The 15,102-nt window shown below is 58.1% G+C and carries 13 protein-coding genes; 8 read left to right on the forward strand and 5 right to left on the reverse strand.

The genetic code is table 11. The features are described 5' to 3' along the window. Positions 1-44: 44 nt before the first annotated feature. Complete coding sequence (locus E5K02_RS23970; protein WP_167856574.1) at positions 45-734, reverse strand: carboxypeptidase-like regulatory domain-containing protein; 690 nt, start codon at positions 732-734, stop codon at positions 45-47. Positions 735-844: 110 nt separating this feature from the next. Between E5K02_RS23970 and E5K02_RS23975 the strand changes: the two genes are divergently transcribed. From E5K02_RS23975 to E5K02_RS23985, 3 genes are read left to right on the forward strand one after another with little or no spacing between them, the layout of a single operon-like run. Continuing rightward, on the forward strand, positions 845-1,234 hold the full coding sequence (locus E5K02_RS23975; protein ID WP_135398844.1) for an ArsR/SmtB family transcription factor: 390 nt from the start codon (positions 845-847) through the stop codon (positions 1,232-1,234). A gap of 45 nt (positions 1,235-1,279) precedes the next feature. Next, complete coding sequence (locus E5K02_RS23980) at positions 1,280-1,597, forward strand: (2Fe-2S) ferredoxin domain-containing protein (protein ID WP_135398846.1); 318 nt, start codon at positions 1,280-1,282, stop codon at positions 1,595-1,597. Between the two features lie 12 nt (positions 1,598-1,609). Then, positions 1,610-2,323 carry a YjjG family noncanonical pyrimidine nucleotidase gene (locus tag E5K02_RS23985; RefSeq protein ID WP_135398848.1) on the forward strand — a complete coding sequence of 238 codons (714 nt, stop codon included), beginning with the start codon at positions 1,610-1,612 and terminating at the stop codon, positions 2,321-2,323. A 74-nt stretch (positions 2,324-2,397) separates the two neighbouring features. On the opposite strand, the gene E5K02_RS23990 is transcribed toward E5K02_RS23985, so the two are convergent. Continuing rightward, entirely contained in the window at positions 2,398-3,606 is a 1,209-nt protein-coding gene (locus E5K02_RS23990) for a lanthionine synthetase LanC family protein (RefSeq protein ID WP_135398850.1), read from the reverse strand. Positions 3,607-4,205: 599 nt separating this feature from the next. Between E5K02_RS23990 and E5K02_RS23995 the strand changes: the two genes are divergently transcribed. Together E5K02_RS23995 and E5K02_RS24000 are read left to right on the forward strand one after the other, a co-directional pair. Then, complete coding sequence (locus E5K02_RS23995; protein ID WP_135398852.1) at positions 4,206-5,249, forward strand: sensor histidine kinase; 1,044 nt, start codon at positions 4,206-4,208, stop codon at positions 5,247-5,249. 4 nt (positions 5,250-5,253) lie between these two features. Then, complete coding sequence (locus tag E5K02_RS24000) at positions 5,254-5,985, forward strand: LytR/AlgR family response regulator transcription factor (RefSeq protein WP_135398854.1); 732 nt, start codon at positions 5,254-5,256, stop codon at positions 5,983-5,985. 21 nt (positions 5,986-6,006) lie between these two features. Here E5K02_RS24000 and E5K02_RS24005 read toward each other — a convergent pair whose 3' ends face one another. After that, positions 6,007-9,087 carry a lantibiotic dehydratase gene (locus E5K02_RS24005; RefSeq protein ID WP_135398856.1) on the reverse strand — a complete coding sequence of 1,027 codons (3,081 nt, stop codon included), beginning with the start codon at positions 9,085-9,087 and terminating at the stop codon, positions 6,007-6,009. Positions 9,088-9,358: 271 nt separating this feature from the next. On the opposite strand from E5K02_RS24005, the gene E5K02_RS24010 reads away from it, so the two are divergent. Further along, positions 9,359-9,910 (forward strand): hypothetical protein, encoded by a 552-nt coding sequence (locus E5K02_RS24010; protein ID WP_135398858.1) that lies wholly within the window; start codon positions 9,359-9,361, stop codon positions 9,908-9,910. A 105-nt stretch (positions 9,911-10,015) separates the two neighbouring features. On the opposite strand, the gene E5K02_RS24015 is transcribed toward E5K02_RS24010, so the two are convergent. Beyond that, positions 10,016-12,115: a T9SS type A sorting domain-containing protein gene (locus E5K02_RS24015; protein ID WP_135398860.1), complete on the reverse strand. Its 2,100-nt coding sequence runs from the start codon at positions 12,113-12,115 to the stop codon at positions 10,016-10,018. Positions 12,116-12,415: 300 nt separating this feature from the next. Between E5K02_RS24015 and E5K02_RS24020 the strand changes: the two genes are divergently transcribed. After that, positions 12,416-12,766 (forward strand): hypothetical protein, encoded by a 351-nt coding sequence (locus tag E5K02_RS24020; RefSeq protein ID WP_135398862.1) that lies wholly within the window; start codon positions 12,416-12,418, stop codon positions 12,764-12,766. Positions 12,767-12,837: 71 nt separating this feature from the next. Further along, positions 12,838-14,508 carry an L-glutamate gamma-semialdehyde dehydrogenase gene (gene pruA / locus E5K02_RS24025; protein WP_135398864.1) on the forward strand — a complete coding sequence of 557 codons (1,671 nt, stop codon included), beginning with the start codon at positions 12,838-12,840 and terminating at the stop codon, positions 14,506-14,508. 59 nt (positions 14,509-14,567) lie between these two features. On the opposite strand, the gene E5K02_RS24030 is transcribed toward pruA, so the two are convergent. Next, positions 14,568-14,858: a hypothetical protein gene (locus tag E5K02_RS24030; RefSeq protein ID WP_135398866.1), complete on the reverse strand. Its 291-nt coding sequence runs from the start codon at positions 14,856-14,858 to the stop codon at positions 14,568-14,570. Between the last annotated feature and the right edge of the window lie 244 nt (positions 14,859-15,102).

Consider the following 15,102-nt stretch of genomic DNA (forward strand, 5'->3'; position numbering starts at 1 on the left):
AGCCCGCGTCTCGCGGGCTTTCTGGTTTTGCGGAGCGCGGTCGGTTAATAATCGACGCCTTCCTTTTTCTTGAATTCGCCCTGCTTGATCTGGTTGATGAGCTGCAGCCAGCTGAAGGGGTTCAGCAGCGGGTTGTTGGTTTGGGGGGTGGGCGCGGTGCCCATACGCCGGGCTTGGTCGTACTGCTGGTTGTCCATGGTCTGGCGGTAGTTGCCCATGCTGGTCACCGGCGCGTTGTTGAAGATGCGGCGCAACACCTGCTCGTTCAGGTTGTCGGCCATGGCCGAGCCCCGCTCCTTGGGCAGCTTCAGGGCCAGGAAAGCCCGCTTAAACTCCTTTTCGGTGGCGTAGGGAAAGATGCGCACCTCGGGCAGAATAGTAGCATCTTCCTTGAGCTGCACGATAACCGAGTAGCTCTGGCGCTGGTAGTCGGGCGGAATCACCACGGTCTGGTTGCGGTAGCCCAGGGAGCGAATCACGATACTGTCGCCGGTGAGTACGGGCAGCGAAAAGTACCCGTAGGCGTTGGTGGCCGTGCCGCGGCCGGCTTTGGGCACAAACACCGTGGCCCCGGGTACGCCCAGCAGACTATCACCCGTGGCAATAATGCCGGTGAACTGCACCACGCGGCGCTGCCCCTGAGCCTGAGCCCGCGACGGGCTCAACCCGACAAGGGCCATGATGACCAGCACCAGCACCAGCCACGAAAAACGAATTCGAACACTACCAGACATACAAGGCATTACAGACTACAATAATACGGCTCTTTGAGGGTGGAAGCCCGGGTTGGTGTAAATTTGTTCCCGGCCTGGCCCACTGGCCTGCTTCGCCTTTCAGACAAAAGATGCGCCTAAAACACTTCAGCGTTGCATTCGGTCAACAACTATTCAAAGCTTTTGGTGACGACTCGCGGGTGCGCATCCTGCATTTGCTGTGGCGCAACCAGGAAATGTGCATTTCTGACCTGGAACAGGTGCTCGACTTCACTCAAACCAAGACGTCCCGGCAATTATTGTATCTGAAAAATGCGGGTTTGGTGAATTTTCGGCGGCTCGACAACTGGGCCTTTTACTTTATCAAGGACGAAGTAATGGACTTAGTGGTGCAGATGCTGGCCTTTATGGAAAAGGACACCCAACTGGTGCACGATCAGCAGATTTACAAAACGCTATGGTCGAACCGGGAGCTGGCCGCGTACAAGCTCCAAAACCGCCGTTGGACGGGCATGTCCTAAACCCGGCGGGCCTGCGGCTTGTTACCTTAGCTACTCAGCTCCTCTATGACTCTGGCGTATCACCTGTTTGTGTGCAACAACCAAAAAGACGAAATCGGGAAGGACGTGGCCCGCGCCCTGAAGATTGAAATCAAGAAGCAGGGGCTCAAAAGCCTGCTGATTGGCGGCACCAAACGCAAAACCCGGGTGCAAACCTGCAACTGCCTGGACGTGTGCAAACACTGCAAAAAGGGCCCCGGCGCGGCCGTCATCATTTACCCCGAAGGCACGCTCTACGGCGACGTGAAGCCCAAAGATGCAGCCGACATCGTGCAGAATCATTTGCTCGACGGCCGGGTTGTAAAAAGACTATTGCTCGATTAATTCGTTGTGCCTGTGCCTACTCTTTCGTCCTCCAAGCAGTACCGCCACCTCTTCTTCGACCTCGACCACACCCTGTGGGACTTCGAGAAGAACGCCGACGAAACCCTGCGCACCCTGTTTGAGCTGCACGAGCTGGGCCGCTTCGGCACGTTCACCGTCGACGATTTTATTGACCGGTACCGCGACGTGAACCACGCCCTGTGGCGCATGTACCAGAACAACAAGATCAGCCAGCAGCAGCTGCGCAGCATCCGATTTGTGCGCACCTTGGCCAAGCTCGGCGTCGACGAGGTCGATGTGCCTTTTAATATTTCCCAGCAGTTTACTGATCTGCTGCCGCAAAAGTCGGCGGTATTTCCCTTCACCCACGAGGTGCTCGACTACCTGCGCCCCAAGTACACCTTGCACCTGATTACCAACGGCTTCAAGGACATTCAGCACATCAAGCTGACGTCTTCGAACCTGACCGACTACTTCCAGGAAGTTATTACCTCCGAGTGCAGCGGCTACTTGAAGCCCGACGCGCGCATGTTCCGGCACGCCCTGGAGCGTACCGGGGCTACGGCCGCCGAAAGTCTGATGATCGGCGACAATCTGGAGTGCGACGTGCTGGGCGCCTACAACGCCGGCATCGACCAGGTGTACTTCAACCCTGATAAGCGCCGGCACTTTGCCAGCACTACCTACGAAATCAGCTGCCTAAGCGAATTGCGCCAGATTCTATAAAACAGGCGCCCCCGGCAGAACCGTCTGTTCTACCGGGGTCACCCGCTGCCGGCGACTACTCGTTGGTCCTTGGCTTACAACACCAGCCGGTCCCAGCGCAGGTCCTGCTCACTGATGGCCGACAGCAGCACTAGCCCCACTCCTACCAGCCCGTGCAGCAGATTGCCTTCGTGCTGATGGTAGAAGTCGTTGGTGAGGTCGTGGGTCAGCCAGCTGCGGGTTTGGGTCAGCCAAAATGTGTAGCCTTTGCGGTACGCCTCGTGGCCGCTTAGTTGGTAAAGCGCCCGGTAGAGCTGAGCGACTCCGGCGGCCCCGGAGCTGAAACTAGAGTTAGTAATGCCCGTGGACCGCACATCAGTACGCAGCAAGGTATTGAGACCCACGAGTTCGGCTAAGCGCACCAGCTCGGCATCCTGCAACAATTGATGCCCTCTATAGAGGAGTAAGGCCTGGCCCATATCCCCATTACTCCAGCTCAGTTCGTTGCTGAAGATGGCCTCTTGCTGGCTGTGGGCCAGCAAGCTGGGGAAAATAGCGTACTTCTTTTCCGAAAAATCGACTTCCCGCTTTGCCGCGAGCAGGTACACAATGCCTTGCTGCACCCGCTGCTGAATTTGGGGTAGCTGCCCCCCGGCTTCCGTCAGGCGGATGAGCAGTAGTAGTTCCCCAGCCAGCCCGTCGGCTAGGCCCAGCCGGATAAGACCTTCCTCGTTGGTAACGACATCCTCGCCATGCGCGAAGGAAAACCAAAAACTCGGCGTTTGATCGGCCAGGGCTTTTTCCAGCAGTTCCAGTACCTGCCCCCAGTAGGCGGGGGCTAGTTGACCAGGGAGCCGCAGCTGAAAATAACGCACAATCCGCAAAAAGCCAGGCCGGCTCCCGGCTTGGCGCTGGCCTAGCAACACGCTGGCCTCGGTAAGCAACTGCCGGTCAAGCTCGGCTAGCGAGGCCGCCTTGTCGGGGCCGATAATGGCTTGCTCTACCAACTCAGCATGCAGCCAAGCCAGGGTCACGACTTCATCCAGCAGCCCCAGCGTCCAGGTGGAGGAAAGCTGCTGGGGCAGCAAGAGCAGCAGTTGCCCCAGCAGCTCTTGTGCCCGCAGGGCATCTTGCTCCTGGTGGAAGGCCCGGTAGAGAGCATAATAATAGATAGTATAACCGAGCAACTCGGCCACGGTGCTACTATTCCGGCTTGTGTTGGCTAGTATAAGGTGAATATCGCGCCAGCCGTTTACCAGACTGTCTTTATCCTTGTAAGTTGATAATAGATAAGGCTTTACCATTTTACTTTTCAGAAGAGGAGAGTAAAAGCCAAACCTTGCTATACTACTTATCTCCAGAGGTTAATTGCGTTCTATATGCATAAAGAGTGAGCCCTGCCAAAGGCTTACTGGCTCAGACTACCCGGAGAGTGAACTTCCGACCTAAGCCCTGGCAGGCTCAGGTCGGAAGCCTTGTGCTTCGCACGTGGAAGCGTAGCTTTACCCCAGTAAGGTTTCAATGATAGAAGACGTCCAAATCGAGGTCCACTGACAGTTTATAGAAGAAGCCGTCGGAAACGGGCTGTCTTCGTTTGGTCTTTCCCGTGATTCCGCCGACTTGTTGAACACAGTAACAGTCGTTTTCTTGAAGCTGAATTTGGGGTTCTCGTCAACGTTTTTCATAGTCTTCTTACTGGTAAAGCGTGTGGTTATGACCTAGGTTGTAACTGTTTGCTTGGGGTGAAACAAACGTAGAGTTTAGGTTTCAGAGCTGGTAGAAAATTACACCAACCTGGCGTTCGTCTACACCAAACCCGGAAATTTTGGGTACTATTTTGCCCCAGTCGAGTCTTTACCGGGTCGGCTACCCGGGTGCTCCCAGCCTGATATCAACTTTGCTCATGCCACTTCGCTCATTGCCTGCCAAGTCCATCCTAGTTCATTTCTGTATATGGGTATGCTATATCGCCTATGAAAACCTATTTCTAACTATTGTCAATGATGTACAAATTAACTATTGGGAAACGGGCCTGCACTTTTCACTTTTTGCCGCCCTGTTTTACACCAATAGCCTGGTGCTGCTGCCCAAGCTCTTTGCCCGCCGCCGTTACGTGCTCTATGGCCTGAGCCTGCTACTGGCTATGAGCGTGTTTGCCGTCGTGCGCTACATCATTACGGTCGATATTCTCCCCCTGCTCACAGATAACCTTTTGTATCCCTACTCCACCGTGCGCCTGTTCTGGGGAGTAGCAATTTATCGGGCGGTCTACTTTGTTCTGCTCAGCTTTGGCTACTGGTTTTCGCTCAATACGATTCACCTCGAGCAGCAGAAGCGCGTGCACGAACAGCAGCTCCGCGCCGCTGAGCGCAGCCTGATGGAAGCTGACTTAGCTTTTCTAAAAAGCCAAATCAACCCACACTTTCTTTTCAACGCCCTCAACTTTCTGTATGCGCAGGCCTACCCTCACTCCGAGGACACCGCCAAAGGCATCCTACTGCTGTCCGACATTATGCGCTACGCCCTGAAGGACGATGACGATAATGGCAAAGTAATGCTCGAAAAAGAAGTACAGCACCTGCGCAACTACATCGATATCAACCAGCTGCGCTTCAGCAACCGGCTTCAGATTCAGTTTGAGGTCATTGGTAGCCTGCAGTTCCTGATGATTCTGCCGCTGGTGCTCATCACCTTCGTGGAAAACTGCTTCAAGCACGGCGAATTGGCCGACCCCCAACATCCTCTGCTCATTCGGGTTAAGACCGAAAACAACCGGCTGCACTTTCTGACTTATAACAAGAAGCGCAATGGGCCCAAGGAGAAGACCACCGGAATCGGACTTGTAAATACTCAGAAAAGATTAGACCTTGTTTACCCGGACCGCTATACCCTGGTCGTAACCGACGAACCCGAGTACTATACTTGCCAACTCACCCTTGACCTGTAACTAGATGATTTCCTGCCTAATAGTGGATGACGAACAGGGTGCTATCGACATTCTGAAGACGTTTATTGAAAAAACCCCTTTTCTCACCCTGGCCGGCAGCACCACCAATCCTATCGAAGCGCTGAGCATGGTACAGGACCAGGTCATTGACCTGATTTTCCTGGACATTCACATGCCCCAAATTTCAGGATTAGACTTCATGCGCCTGCTCAAGGGCAAGAGCAAAGTCATTCTGACGACGGCCTACAGTGAGTTTGCCGTCGAAGGCTTCGAGCTGGAGGCCCTCGACTACCTGCTCAAGCCCATTGCCTTTGAGCGGTTTCTGAAAGCGGCCCAGAAAGCGCTGAACACCTCAATGGAAACCTCTCCCCGCTGGCAGGCCCCGGAAAAGGATGACGACTACATCTTCGTCAAGACCGAAAGCAAGGGCAAGATGACGCGGGTCAACTTCGACGAAATTGTGTTTGTTGAAGGCATGAAGAACTACGTCTCCATTAACACGGGCGAAGACCGTATTATCACGCTACTCAATATCAAGGACTTGGAAGACCGGCTGCCGCCCAAAAACTTTATGCGCGTCCACAAGTCGTATATTGTGTCTTTAAACAAAATCAAGGCCCTGGACGGCAACCAGATTCTGTTCAAAGACATGAAAGCCTACGTACCGCTGGGCGAAACGTACCGCACGGCCTTTTTCGAAGCCCTACAGGAAAAAGTAATGGGAGGCAAAAAGTAACGCCACCCCGTTGCCTATGGCTTATGCTTTCAGCATGGCCTGCTGCGACAGGTATTGGCGGTGCAGAAAGTCGTAGAGCACCATTTCGTGCAGGCGGGCATCTACCGGAATGAGGCGGTTGAGCAGCATATGGATGTAGCTACCCAGCAAGCTGATCCGGTCTACGTCTAGCTCCCCGCGTTGTTCAAGCCGGCTGATTTCAGTAGCAATACGCTGTACATCCGGGTTGAGGCTGCCCCCCGTCAGCTCCCGGGCGTGCAAGGCCCGTTGCAGGGCCGGCCGGAAGCTGCGGTATTTGGTATCGAGTTGCAGCTTTAGGCTTTTGTTCATGCCAAACTCCTGGGCAAAGCTGTCCTTCAGAGCTTGCAGCAAGGCCAGTTTTTCGGGCAGCGCAAGGCCAAAGGCATCCAGCAGTTCATCAATTTGGCATACCCCCCAAATCCAGGGTGTGGCACTATCGTCGCCAAGGGTTTCGGCCAGCGTGCCCAGCACAGTTCGACTGTTTTCGTAAAACCAGGATTCGGACAGCTCCATGCTGCGGGTGCCGTAGCGCTCCAGCTCCCGACGGTAGGTATCAATCTGGGTTTTCCAGATGTAGCCATTGCTCACGTACGGCTGCACGTACTCGTTGACCAGGTGCACAATGTCGCCGATGCGGTGCACGTCGGGCAGGTGCAGGCGCAGCCGAAGGTGGTTGTCGGGGTCGGCATAGCGGATGAAAAACCACCTATCAATCAGGCCCCGGCGTTGCAGCTCCTCCGTCAGGGGGCCAATAACCTCGACCAGCACCCGGTCAGCCACTTTCTGGCCGCAGTAGAGCTTATAATAGAGCCATTCAGACCCCATGGAAAACTCACGGGGCAGCGGAATGGAGCCCGAGGAAGAAGTTTTGTCCTGTGTCGTATAACAGGGCGAGTTGCGCACGAGCAAGGCCACCAGCTGGTGAGCATGGGGCCGGCCGGCCGCGTCGCGCACGGGGCTGGCCGGGCCGGCAAACAGGAATTCCTTGAGCCTGATAGAAGGCCGCGGGCGAATGGCCGCCAGCCAGACACTGACGCTGGTCAGGTTTTCGGCGTCGACCAAAAGCTCATTGTCGCCGTCGGCCAGGGTGAAAAAGCGGGGCAGCTGCCAGCGGTGGCGCAGCGCCAGCAGGGCCGCCGGCAGCTCGGCCGCCGACGCGGCCAGCACCTCGTGCAGGTCGGAGCGGTCGAGTTGCCAGGAAGCGGCCTGCAGGATGACCCTCTCAAAGGTAAGCCGGGGCATAAACTTGGCGTAGTGCGACACCGAGCCCCAGGAAAAGCCCAACTGGGGCTGCAAGCCCTGCACCTGCAAATCGCACAGAAACTCATAGACCGGCAGGGCCTGGTGCGTAAAATTGTGGGCTGAGCTAAGCCGGGGCACCACAATAGCATTGGTCAGGCGCGAGCGAAGCACCAGCTGCCGCCCCTGCAGCGCCAAGGTCAGGTCCTGGACTCGAATCTGGCCCTCGGCGGGCAGGCCCGACTGCGCCAGGTAGGGAATTTCAAAGTCGCGGAAAGACGGCCGCAGCAGGATGTTGCCGATCCGGCTAACGGGCAGGTGGCAGATTTCGGCAAACTTCACGGCTGGGTTCTGGGCCTGCTCCTGGCGCGTCACGTCCCGAATTACCTGCTCAATGCGGGCATCGGCGTGGGCAAAGCGCCCCAGGATATTCGCTGCGCTGGAGCCGCCCACGGTTTCGAGCAGCAAGTGGCCTTCCTCGAGCACCCGAAATAGCACCGGCACCGATGGGGGCAACGGATTGGCCGCCGGCGCGAACCCCTGCACTTCTTCCCGGGTAATGGCTACGCTGTACTGGCGGTTACGGTCAGCTTCGCGCAGCTTCTGGTACATGAAGTGCTGCACCTCGTTTTGCCGCAGGGCCCGGCCCTTGCCCGGTTGGCCCGCCACATTCAGGTCATGGACCAGGGGCGAATAGGTACTCTTGCCAAAGTTAGAGTAGCGCAGGCCGCTTTCATTGTCGAGCACCTCGAGCAAAGGCACTGCCTGGCCTTCGTAGCGCGCCTGAAACCGGTCCTTAAAATCTTCCAGCCGCTCGTTTTTGTGGGCCGGCGTCAGGTGAGTTAGCACCTCCAGGGCCCGCAGCAGCTGTTCCTGCATCTGTTGGTCGAGGGAGGCCCCGGCGACTAAGCCGCGGATAGAGTCGGTTTGAAACAGCTTGTTTTTCTGGATCGGGATGCCCAGCGGCAGCAGGTGCTCCACTATCTGCTCATACGCCTGGGCAGAATTCACCGCATTCTGGTCTAGCTGGCGCAGCAGGGTGCCTACTTGCTGCAGGGCCAGCTGCAAGGTGTGCAGGCCGGCATCGGGCACGGCCGCGTTCAGGCGGGCCAGCACCGTTTGCAGGTGCTCATAAAACTCGACTCCGGTGACGGTCGGCTCCAGCTCACTGACCAGTACCTGGGCCCCAATCAGCTCGTCGATATAAGCCAGGGCGGCGGGCACCTCTTCTTCATCTTCGGCCAGCAAATAGGCCAGGGCCGGCCGCGTCAGCCCTTTCTGGCTGGCTTCAATCACCTGGTGCAAATATTCCGACGCGGCGGCCGAGCTGATCTGGTGCACCCGCTCTTCCTGCACGAAGCGGTGCTCGATGTAGCGGATTTCCTCCCCAATCTGGTAGATACTGGTGTTGGGAAAGTAAAGGATGCGCTGCTTCACGGCCTCTACTTCCGAGAGCTGGTAAGCCAGCGCGCAGAGGTAGTGCATATCGAGGCGGGTATGGCGGGTGTTGGCGCCTTCGTCCAGCGTGATGCGGGTTTCCGGCCCCCAGCTTACCACCGAACAGCCGGCAAACAGGCCAAAGGGCGTGCAGCGGCTCATCATGCGGGCATAGTAGCGGGCCAGGGTACCCAGCAGCTTCTCTATTTTCTTGGCATCGGTCAGCTCCCCACGCTGCCACTTCTGACATTCCTGGCACAGATCAGGCGAAGCCAAGTACAGCGCTTCCAGAAAAGCAGGGTCTTGGAGGCAGCTTTCCAGCGTGGCCGTGTCGAAGGTACTGTCGAAGGGGCGGGCGGGCGTACGCAGAATCAGAGTGGGATGGAACTGGTAGTGCTGCTTCATGCTTTCGACTTGCTAAATGACAGGTAATAGGGGCAGAAATATCTTGGTAGCCAGGCCCTCCGGCAGCGGCCTGGTTTCGCGCAGCAACAAGTTGGGCAAATCGACGCACCCCGCCAAGTGTAAGCCGTGAAGTAAAGAAGACCCTATGGTTGGGAAAGCGCTTCTGCGGTGGAAGACAGCAGAAAAAGCGGGGCGGCATTGGAAGCCAGTAAAACCCGTCGGACCTTGCCGCTTTTTCCACTTTTGCCGGTGCCCCGCCGGCCTCCTCTTTATGGTTCAGCTCATTGGTCTTTCCGGCAAGCGCGGTAGTGGCAAAGACACCGTAGCCCGCCTCCTGCAGCAGCTTCAGCCCGAGCGCAACTGGCAGATTCTCTCTTTCGGCGACGCCATCAAGGCTGTGTGTGCTACCCTGGCCGGCGAAGAAACGGCTCCTTACTATGACCAGCGGGGCAAGGCGGAATTGCTGCCCGATTTTGGCCGGACCCGGGGCGAAATGCTGCAGCAGGTGGGTGGTGCCCTACGGGCCTGGGATTACGAAATCTGGGTAAAGGCCTTTTTTGCCCGCCTGCCGCCGGGCCAGTGCGTGCTCGTCCCCGATGTGCGCTTCCCCAACGAGGCCCAGCCCATTCTGGACCGGGGCGGCCTGATGCTGCGCGTGGAAGGCGACCCGCTCAAGCAGCAGGGCGACGGTACCCGCGACGACAACCACCCCAGCGAAACCGTGATGGACACCTACGCCCAGTTTACCGCCGTGCTGCACAACGTAGGCAGCCGCACCGACCTGCGCCACCAGGTAGAGCAACTGGTGTTGCCTTTGTTATAACCTCTCGTCTTTTGGTTTGCGACTGGCCGCGCCCAACACCAACAAGCCAGCCCACGGATGCAGGCTGGCTTGTATAGTAAGCGCTACCGGGGCTTAGCTCCGAACCTAGTGCAGCACCTGTACCCGCTTATGGTAGGTTTGCCCGTTCATCGAGCACGACAGGGAGTACACGCCGGCCGGCAACGCCTGCGTATCGATGTGCACCTTCGTATCGGGGCTGGTGCCGCGGGCAACGGTGCGGCCCAGGTTGTCGAGCAGGGTGTAGGAAAGGGGCGGCGTAGGCTTCGTGGCTGCTTTGCGCGGCACCGCGGCCGGGGCTACTAGCACGTCAAACCCGGTATTGCTGGGGTTGGGAAATACTTCCAGCGCATCGCCGCTGCTTACGGTCTTTAGCGAGTCGGCCCCGGCACTGAGCTTGCTGGGGCGCCAGCTTTGCCCGTCGCCACCGGTGTAGGGCGTTGTGCGGTAGCCGCGGTAAATGGTCGAGGAAAGTCCGCAGCTGTTGGTTATAGTGCAGGAAAGCTCAAACGGTACATCGTAGCCCAGGGGCGCGTTTACGTAGATAGAGGATGTGTTGCCCAGCACCCCGTTTGCGCCCGTCAGGGTCCATTGGTACGACACGTTGCCCTCCAGGTCGGGATGCATCACGCCAGCGGCCATTTCAAAGCCGTTGCCCTGCTGCACGTAATACTCGCCCGGCCCCCGCAGGAAAGTGGCATACGGCCCCCCGACCCACACCTGCCGGGTAAGGGTGACGGGAGAAGAAGTGCAGCCATACACGCTGTTGTACGTGGATTTCACGGTGATAAGACCATTATAGCCGGCCGTGGGGGTTACGCTATAACTCTCTCTCCGGCTGAAAAACCGGGTAGGCAGGACCGTACCGGTAGCAGCAAAGGCCGGCTCTATCTCCCAGGTGACGGGAGAGAAGATATCTGATTTGGTCACGCTGAAGGTCAGGCTGGAATTGTCACACAGCAGTTGGCCGTTGCTGGCAAGTTTCTCATTTTTCAGGGTTTCAATGATGCCCGCCTCAAACGCAAACCACTGAAACAGCGTAGCCACGGCCCGGATGGAGTAGTTGAAGGTTTCGTTGGCAATGGCTACGTGGTCAATGTCGCTGGGGGAACCGCCCAGGGCTGCAAACCGAGCCTGCAGAAAGGCATGGTTGGGTCCGTTGCCAAGGTTGGCGTCGCCCGGCTCCCGGTTCTGGCTGTTCAGCGCCGGCCCCGACGGGTCGTAGCGCTGCCAGGGGTTTACGCCGCTGGGAAAGAAGTCGGCCAGCTGGTTCAGGGTATAAAACAAGAACTTCATCCGGGCGCGGGCGTCCGGCTCGCAGTACATATCGGCGAGCAGGCCGCCTTGCTGCAGGGCAGTACCAGCGTTCCACTGCCGGGCGCGGTAGTCACCGCCGGGGTCGTTTTCGCAGTTGCCCGGCCCGCTGTTCGACCAGTACACGTTGCCCATGTTGTTTTCGTAGAAATCAGGCTTGCCCAGCGGGCAAGGGTGCGGGTGCGAGTGTGCATGGGCCGGCACGCTCATATCCCCGAGCAGGTGGGCCACCCGGCCCAGAATCTGCAGGGCCACGGGCTGCCCAAACGACTTATCGAAGCGGGGCGAGTGGTAGAAGTTGATACGGTTGCCGCCGTTCATGTCGGTTATGGCTTCCAGGTAGTAATTGCCCTTGTACAGCTCGGGTAAGGAGGTGTAGGTAATGACATACTTGCGCGTGGGCCCACCGTAGAGGGCGAAGGGAATGGTCAGGTCGTGGCTGCCGTTGCGGTCCTGGCAAAACAAGTACACGCGGGCCTTTTCCCAGGCGTTGGGCGCAAGCGAGGAGCCATTCACGTTCAGGTTCATCGACTCGTGGTCCTCATCCCAGTTGTCGGCGTCCCAGAAATGGGTGATGGAAGGCGTGCTGGTATTCACGCTCAACGTGTACCCGTACACCGGGTCTTCCAGATCTTCGCGCCAGGCTCCTACCCCAATGGGGCAGATGTTGTTGAAAGGCTGGGCGCTGTTGCCGGGCCCGTGGAAACTCAGGCCCACCGCGTCGCGCAGCACGTCGATGCGCCCAAGCTGCTGCTCCAAAAACAGGTAGGACTCCTTCACCATGTGCTGGTGCACCCATTCCTTGTGGGCAAAAGCCGGGAGCTGGCTAAGCCACAGGCAGAGTGTAACTCCGATAGATAGAGATTTTTTCATGGTAGAAATAGGTAGAATAAGGATGATCGATAAGCACACTAACGAAAGACCGGCAGCCTATGCCCGCTCAGCCACTTGCGGGGCAGCAATACGCTCGGGAAGCCCGGGAGCAGCCGTAGCTTTTCCTATGTAAGCGCTGCAAAGTGAGGAGCTTAAAACTCCGGGCAACTTTTATTACACCAACACCACGTTTGACAGGATAAAGACCGGCTGCCGCATTTACCCGCTTTTTCCCAGAACCGTAGTGTGCCTACCAGCTTGGCGGCTGGCTAATTTGCGGCCCCAAGCGCTGCCCTAGCTATGAATAGAATTCCCCTCAAGATCTGGAACCGCATCGATATGCTGCAGGCGCCCATTGCCGCCGAAGTGCCGGCTTCGGCCCCGGGCCGGCGTCGCTGGGTAGATATTCACTATGACCTGACCCGTAAGCACCTCACTTGTCCGCCGCACCGCTACTGCATTATCGACCGGGAATTCGATGCGGCGCTGCTGGCAGCGTACGCACCCGATGGCGACGAAGACCTGGCCATGCTCAGCATAAAGCAGTATTATGTGGCCGATGCGCCTCAGCTGTACGCGGTGCTGGCCGAGCTTGGGGCTGCTCCGGGTTTGTTTGAGGCTCCCTGGAACGTCGGGCATCCGCTGCTATAGCGCCCCGCATATCCTGCTTACCTTTGTCGCACCACCCCATCGAAAACATACCTCCAACTCCTCCCTCCGCTATGGCCAACGGCTTTTTCAACGTCCCGACCCCGATTAACGAACCCGTCAAAGGCTACGCGCCCGGCTCCAAGGAGCGGGCCGAGCTGCAACAGGCGCTCAAAGACCTCAAAAAGCAGCAGGTCGACATTCCGATGCACATCGGCGGTCAGGAAATCCGCACCGGCAACACCCAGCGCATCAGCCCGCCCCACGACCACCAGCACACGCTGGGTTACTTCCACGAGGGCGACGCCAGCCACGTACAGCAGGCCATTGATGCCGCTTTGGCTGCCCGTACCCAGTGGGCCGAGCTGCCCTGGGAGCACCGCGCTTCTATCTTCCTCAAGGCCGCTGAGCTGCTGGCTGGCCCCTACCGCGCCCGTATCAACGCGGCCACCATGCTGGGCCAGAGCAAGAATGCCTTCCAGGCGGAAATCGACGCGGCCTGCGAGCTGATCGACTTTTTCCGCTTCAACGTGTTCTTCATGCAGGAAATCTACAAGCAGCAGCCCGAGAGCCTGCCCGGCATGTGGAACCGCCTGGAGCAGCGCCCCCTCGAAGGCTTCGTGTTTGCCCTGACGCCCTTCAACTTCACTTCCATTGCCGGCAACCTGCCGACCTCGGTAGCCATGATGGGCAACGTGGTGGTGTGGAAGCCCGCCTACACCCAGATCTACTCGGCCCAGGTGCTAATGGAGCTGTTTAAAGAAGCCGGCGTGCCCGACGGGGTCATCAACCTGGTGTACGTGGACGGCCCCACCACCGGCGACGTTATCTTCAACCACCCCGACTTTGCCGGCATTCACTTCACCGGCTCCACGGGCGTGTTCCAGAACATCTGGAAGACCATCGGCCAGAACATTCACAAGTACAAGAGCTACCCCCGCATCGTGGGCGAAACCGGCGGTAAGGACTTTATCCTGGCCCACCACTCGGCTCACCCCCGGCAGGTCGCCACGGCCATTACCCGCGGCGCTTTCGAGTTTCAGGGGCAGAAATGCTCGGCCGCCTCGCGTGCCTACATCCCCAGCAACATTTGGGACGAGGTGAAAGGCTACGTGCAGGAAGACCTGAAGTCCATCAAAATGGGCGACGTGGAAGACTTCTCCAACTTCGTCAATGCCGTCATCACCGAGGCGTCCTTCGACAAGCTGGCCCGCTACATTGATGCCGCCAAAGCCGACGACTCGGTGGAAATTATTGCCGGCGGCGGCCACGACAAGAGCAAGGGTTACTTCATCGAGCCCACGGTGATTGTGACGAAGAACCCGCAGTACGTGACCATGTGCGAGGAGCTCTTCGGCCCCGTCCTGACCCTGCACGTCTACGATTCGCAGGACTTCGAAAAGACCCTGGACTTGGTGGATGGCACCTCGCCCTACGCCCTGACCGGCGCCATCTTCGCCCAGGACCGCTATGCCATCGACCTGGCCTCGAAGAAGCTGGTGCACGCGGCCGGCAACTTCTACATCAACGACAAGCCCACCGGCGCCGTGGTCGGTCAGCAGCCCTTCGGCGGCGCCCGCGCCTCCGGCACCAACGACAAGGCCGGCTCCATGCTGAACCTGCTGCGCTGGGTGTCGCCGCGCGCCATCAAGGAAACCTTCGTGACGCCCGTCGACTACCGCTACCCCTTCCTGGGCGTGGATACCGGCGAAAACCTGAACGTCACGGGGCAGGGCGGCTTCTAAGGCTGTTCTTGATTTGACACAAAAAGGCCGCTCCGGAATTTCGGAGCGGCCTTTTTTAATTATCCGGTGAAAGCCCTACTGCCTTCTTGCGCAGCCTGGGGATGAATACCCATCACGCCGTCGTGGTGCTCGGTGCAGTAAAAGCCCAGCTCCCGTCCGCTGCACGGGTCCCCATTCTCATGCACGTTCACGCAGGCTGGTAGCTGCGGTTGTAGCCGGGCCACTTCCAGTACGACCGGGAAGTACACCCACTCCCGGCAGTTGGCGCTCCAGGGGCGGCCGCGGAAGGTTTCGGTATAGCCCCGGGCTTGGAGAGCTTCTTCCAGAGGACGTAGGTGCTCACAAATCATGATGGTTCGGTTGGTGGCTGGGCTTGCATCGGCGTGAGGCTTGTTTCATCCTTGTATCCGGTGCGTGTAACGCAATAGCCCGCCCCAACAATTCCACGGTATGGCAGCTTTACCAGCTCCAGGCCCGGTATCCTGGGTAGCACAGCGCCCGGGGAACGACTGTATCGGGGGGCATATTAATAAAACCTAATTTGTCCAAATATACGTCAATCCGAACCCCACCTCCCAGAACCTTTGTTCCCAA

Origin of the sequence: Hymenobacter metallicola, from assembly GCF_004745645.1 — a bacterium.
GTDB lineage: Bacteria > Bacteroidota > Bacteroidia > Cytophagales > Hymenobacteraceae > Hymenobacter > Hymenobacter metallicola.

Bases quoted from the DNA above. Each gene is read 5' to 3' on its own strand.
- E5K02_RS24005 (WP_135398856.1), bottom strand. From the start codon at position 9,087: ATGAAGCAGCACTACCAGTTCCATCCCACTCTGATTCTGCGTACGCCC.
- E5K02_RS23995 (WP_135398852.1), top strand. From the start codon at position 4,206: ATGCCACTTCGCTCATTGCCTGCCAAGTCCATCCTAGTTCATTTCTGT.
- E5K02_RS23980 (WP_135398846.1), top strand. From the start codon at position 1,280: ATGACTCTGGCGTATCACCTGTTTGTGTGCAACAACCAAAAAGACGAA.
- E5K02_RS23975 (WP_135398844.1), top strand. From the start codon at position 845: ATGCGCCTAAAACACTTCAGCGTTGCATTCGGTCAACAACTATTCAAA.
- E5K02_RS24010 (WP_135398858.1), top strand. From the start codon at position 9,359: ATGGTTCAGCTCATTGGTCTTTCCGGCAAGCGCGGTAGTGGCAAAGAC.
- E5K02_RS24030 (WP_135398866.1), bottom strand. From the start codon at position 14,858: ATGATTTGTGAGCACCTACGTCCTCTGGAAGAAGCTCTCCAAGCCCGG.
- pruA (WP_135398864.1), top strand. From the start codon at position 12,838: ATGGCCAACGGCTTTTTCAACGTCCCGACCCCGATTAACGAACCCGTC.
- E5K02_RS23990 (WP_135398850.1), bottom strand. From the start codon at position 3,606: ATGGTAAAGCCTTATCTATTATCAACTTACAAGGATAAAGACAGTCTG.
- E5K02_RS23970 (WP_167856574.1), bottom strand. From the start codon at position 734: ATGTCTGGTAGTGTTCGAATTCGTTTTTCGTGGCTGGTGCTGGTGCTG.
- E5K02_RS24015 (WP_135398860.1), bottom strand. From the start codon at position 12,115: ATGAAAAAATCTCTATCTATCGGAGTTACACTCTGCCTGTGGCTTAGC.
- E5K02_RS24000 (WP_135398854.1), top strand. From the start codon at position 5,254: ATGATTTCCTGCCTAATAGTGGATGACGAACAGGGTGCTATCGACATT.
- E5K02_RS24020 (WP_135398862.1), top strand. From the start codon at position 12,416: ATGAATAGAATTCCCCTCAAGATCTGGAACCGCATCGATATGCTGCAG.